The following is a 3,639-nucleotide window of genomic DNA, read 5'->3' as shown; positions in this document are numbered from 1 at the left end:
CTTAAAGAAGATAGCTTTTGATAAAATTTTAAGCATTTACAATGTCAAATATGAATTTAAATACCTAGCTATTTATAAGCTTCCCGACAACAAAATATTAATAGCTATCACCCTAGCGCTAGAGATACAAACACGGATATAATGAAGTGGGATAGATAGATGTATTTAAAAAAGCAAAGGAAATAATAGGTGAACAAAATGGTAGGAGTCCCAGCAGAAATAATCAATAACTTGTATGCTGGCCCAGGCTGCGTGGACTTAAAAAGGCATAATATAAGTCCTGATACAATAATTACTTTAGATCCGGCTTGTACAGTTAAGGGGGATAGCAATAGGATAGTATTACCAATAGAGGACTTTAATGTTGAACCAATTAAAAATATAGGAAAAGCTTTAGAAATAATAGAAAATAATTTAAAATTAAATAAAAAAATTTATGTGCATTGTCATGCAGGCTGTGGAAGGACTGGAACGGTTGTAGTCTCATATTTAATATTATACAAGGATTTTCATTTAAATCAGGCATTGGATCTATTTTACAGCAAAAGACGTTGCGGCCCGGATTCTATGCCGCAAGAATTATTTCTAGAAAGTCTTTACAGGCTCAAAAAAATTATTAAATCTCAAAACATAATTATTAAAAGCCTAATAAAATCTGAAACCTTGGATGACTTCTTAAATTATTTAAGGTAATAAAATTGAGCTGTAGACTAATACCGATTTTATCAATGGGATTATATATAGAACCTAGCCTCCATCCAAAACCAGGTGGAGTTACTCCTTTCAATCAAGACGATAAAAGCTATTTTGACTTTTTAATTCACGCTTCATTAACGGCTAAAATAATGCATAATACATGTGAAAGATTCCAGAGAAATGAAAAAAATGTTATTGCAAAGGCATTAAAAGAATATAAAAATTATTTATTAAAGTTTGATAGGAGAAACATAGCATTCGGAGAATTTCTACTTCACATACCTTTATCTATAGGCATTTTACAATCAACAAACATTAAAGATGTAGCAATAAATTCCTCTAAATATATTATTGAAGAGACTGGAAAAGAAGAAGGAATATTATATTATGAAATTCTAAAAATGCTTTCACCTTCATATCTAGGAAAATATGAAGGTTTAATGCCTGATGTTTTTTCTTCATATCCTAAAGATTTATATGAAGTTTTAAGAGCTTACAGTTGGGATTTGGTTAACGGTGAAATAATTAATGGATATCCTATATCATTAGAAACTGTACAATATTTTAAAAAATTTGACAATTTAAATGAGGCTTTCCTAAATGGGTTATTATACATAATTTCAAGATATGGGGATACATTAACCGCAAAAAGGAACGGTTTTAAGTTTTACAAAAAGATGATTGATGATGCCACAATAGGCTTATACATATCTAAGAAATATGGTATTGAATATGCGATTAATTTCCTAAGAGATATTTGGGGTAAAAATATAAGCCCTGGCTCTGCCCTCGATATATTATCCTCATCTATAAGCCTTTATTTTTTAGAACTCCATCTTTAGCTAATAAAATATATTCTACTACTCTCCCTTCCTCCAATTTTATTACCAATATATTGAATTTTTTAAGAGAGTCTACTGAAATGTAGATAGAGTATAAAGAGGCCATCAGTATAGCAAAAAGGGATAAAGATAGTGCAAATTGCAATCCTGCATTTAAACCATAAAATTTCCAAGGGGGCAGATAATATATAATAGAGATGGACAATAATGAGAAAAATATAATGGATAATATTGGTTTAAAAACATTTATCCTTTTATGTTTAATTTCTACTTGTGCATTTACGTATTCAATTGATTTTCCATTAGCTAGATTTACAACAACTTTATTATTTTCTTTATTAAACGATAAAGCAATCCCATCTACCAAAATGACTACCTCTTATTATTACATATATAATTTATTTGTTCATCTAAGTTTTTGAACTTTGAATGACTAACTCTATTAAAATTCCATTCTTCCTTTTTGTATTTTTCATCATATAACAAGTTTGCAATCTCTATTTCTTTTTTACTTGGTATAGAATAATAAATTTCCTCATAACCTAGCAGTTTCTTGTATGAGTTGACAAATGCCTCTATTATATTTTCCACGCCTATATTATTATTAATTTCAAATAAATTAGTTACTCTATATTTAACACTGCTGACACCCTTATCTATAAGCTTTTTCTGAGATACCTTCAAAACAGAAGAGAGCTTTTCCATATCAGTATTTAAAAGCATGGCTCCATGGAAAAACAATGCATTCCAAGAAGTGCTTGCTGCGGTCCCGCTTACTTTTCTGTTATTTACAACTATGTCATTAATGTTCTCTAATTTTGAATCAAAGCCTAAAGAATTTAATGCATTAATAGGACCTTTAATTAATTCACTGAATATATAATCTACTGGACTTGCATGTTTTGATCTATCGTACGAGACAGCTATGGAGTAATTCAAGTTTCCTAAATCATGATAAACTGCCCCCCCTCCTGTTGGCCTTCTAATAAGCTGAGCATCAATTTTCCTCAAATAATCTAAATTAACTTCTTCTTCAGCTTTTTGGAAATATCCAATTATCACTGCATTTTTATTTCTGAAGAATCTCAAAGTGTCATCTATTAAATTACATCCCCTAGCCCTCGCTAAAGCTTCTTCAAACGCTATGTTAAAATAACCATCGTGAGGTGTTTCAAACATTATAACCCTTAATTTACTCATTCTAATCACCTTTTAATGAACAAATTATTACCTCTACGAAATCATTGATTGTTGAGCCCATAAGTTTAGCATTAGATAAATGTTTTGTAACTATTTCATTTATTGACTTTTCATTTGCATCTGTCTCCAATAATTCTCTCTCAAGCTCCCAAATAACATCCTCAGGAAAAATCATAAAATCTCCAGTTATTGATATACTCTTTATTTTGCCATTATGTTGCTCTGAAGATACCCTTATTAGACCCTTTTTTGCTTTTAGCTCACAATAACCCATTCTTTCCCCCATCTTATTTATTTTTATTTTTTAGCTTAAAACTTTAAAACCACAAAGTTTATATTTGTAAACAAAGATACTAGATTATTGCCTGGCCCGGCCATAGCTGCTGGGCAACACCCGGACTCGTATCGAACCCGGAAGTTAAGCCGGCCGCGTTGAAGCTGCCAGTGAGTTCCGAAAGGGCTCGCAGGCGCTTCAAGCTGGGGCCAGGCATATAATTTAAAATATTTGGCTTATTATTTGGGAAATATTTGATATGTTTTTCTAATTCTATATCAACAATGGTATTTGAACAGCTGCTCCTAAGTACAATACAAATTTTAATTGATAATTTTAAACTTCTTGTATTAAAATGCGGAATTTTAAGAACTATTCATACATATAGAGTTTATGCCGGTCGTTTTGTATTTAAGTCTTAATTTCTAAAAATTATTTTGTGGGAAAAATGTATGATGACATAATATATGATATTTTACAGCTAATACCTATGGGATATGTGACAACATATAAGGCGTTAGGAAAATTCCTCGGTATTCATCATAGGAAAGTAGCATATTTATTAAAGAATAACAAGAATCCTATTGTAGTTCCTTGCCATAGAGTTGTTATGAGCAATGGATTAGT

At 30.7% G+C, this 3,639-nt stretch carries 6 protein-coding genes and 1 rRNA gene; 4 read left to right on the top strand and 3 right to left on the bottom strand.

Translation table 11 applies throughout. The features are described from left to right. The first annotated feature begins 198 nt into the window (after positions 1 to 198). Together RXO53_RS08000 and RXO53_RS07995 are read left to right on the top strand one after the other, a co-directional pair. A complete protein-coding gene (locus RXO53_RS08000; protein ID WP_410713691.1) occupies positions 199 to 693 on the top strand; it encodes a dual specificity protein phosphatase family protein in 495 nt (164 codons plus the stop codon). 5 nt (positions 694 to 698) lie between these two features. Further along, complete coding sequence (locus RXO53_RS07995; RefSeq protein ID WP_410713690.1) at positions 699 to 1,538, top strand: triphosphoribosyl-dephospho-CoA synthase; 840 nt, start codon at positions 699 to 701, stop codon at positions 1,536 to 1,538. Here RXO53_RS07995 and RXO53_RS07990 read toward each other — a convergent pair. The 3 genes from RXO53_RS07990 to RXO53_RS07980 are packed head-to-tail and all read right to left on the bottom strand — an operon-like array spanning position 1,504 to position 3,012. Next, positions 1,504 to 1,905, bottom strand: coding sequence for a hypothetical protein (locus tag RXO53_RS07990; RefSeq protein WP_410713689.1), 402 nt, complete (start codon positions 1,903 to 1,905; stop codon positions 1,504 to 1,506). The two genes, RXO53_RS07995 and RXO53_RS07990, sit on opposite strands and share 35 nt — an antisense overlap. 5 nt (positions 1,906 to 1,910) lie before the next feature. Then, the gene (locus RXO53_RS07985) at positions 1,911 to 2,738 is read right to left on the bottom strand and encodes a biotin/lipoate A/B protein ligase family protein (RefSeq protein WP_410713688.1); all 828 of its coding nucleotides are present in this window, start codon (positions 2,736 to 2,738) and stop codon (positions 1,911 to 1,913) included. Position 2,739: 1 nt separating this feature from the next. Then, complete coding sequence (locus tag RXO53_RS07980; protein ID WP_410713687.1) at positions 2,740 to 3,012, bottom strand: lipoate protein ligase C-terminal domain-containing protein; 273 nt, start codon at positions 3,010 to 3,012, stop codon at positions 2,740 to 2,742. A gap of 92 nt (positions 3,013 to 3,104) precedes the next feature. On the opposite strand from RXO53_RS07980, the gene rrf reads away from it, so the two are divergent. Beyond that, positions 3,105 to 3,224: ribosomal RNA gene (gene rrf / locus RXO53_RS07975) — 5S ribosomal RNA — on the top strand. Between the two features lie 236 nt (positions 3,225 to 3,460). Next, positions 3,461 to 3,639 (top strand): MGMT family protein (locus RXO53_RS07970; RefSeq protein ID WP_410713692.1); only part of this gene is annotated, 179 nt, incomplete at its 3' end.

It is taken from the genome of Caldisphaera sp. (assembly GCF_046536515.1).
Lineage (GTDB): Archaea > Thermoproteota > Thermoprotei_A > Sulfolobales > Acidilobaceae > Caldisphaera.
This window is presented reverse-complemented; position numbering and strand designations above follow the sequence as displayed.

Excerpts from the sequence above, each read along its gene's own strand:
- RXO53_RS07980 (WP_410713687.1), bottom strand. The coding sequence starts at position 3,012 with ATGGGTTATTGTGAGCTAAAAGCAAAAAAGGGTCTAATAAGGGTATCT.
- RXO53_RS08000 (WP_410713691.1), top strand. The coding sequence starts at position 199 with ATGGTAGGAGTCCCAGCAGAAATAATCAATAACTTGTATGCTGGCCCA.
- RXO53_RS07985 (WP_410713688.1), bottom strand. The coding sequence starts at position 2,738 with ATGAGTAAATTAAGGGTTATAATGTTTGAAACACCTCACGATGGTTAT.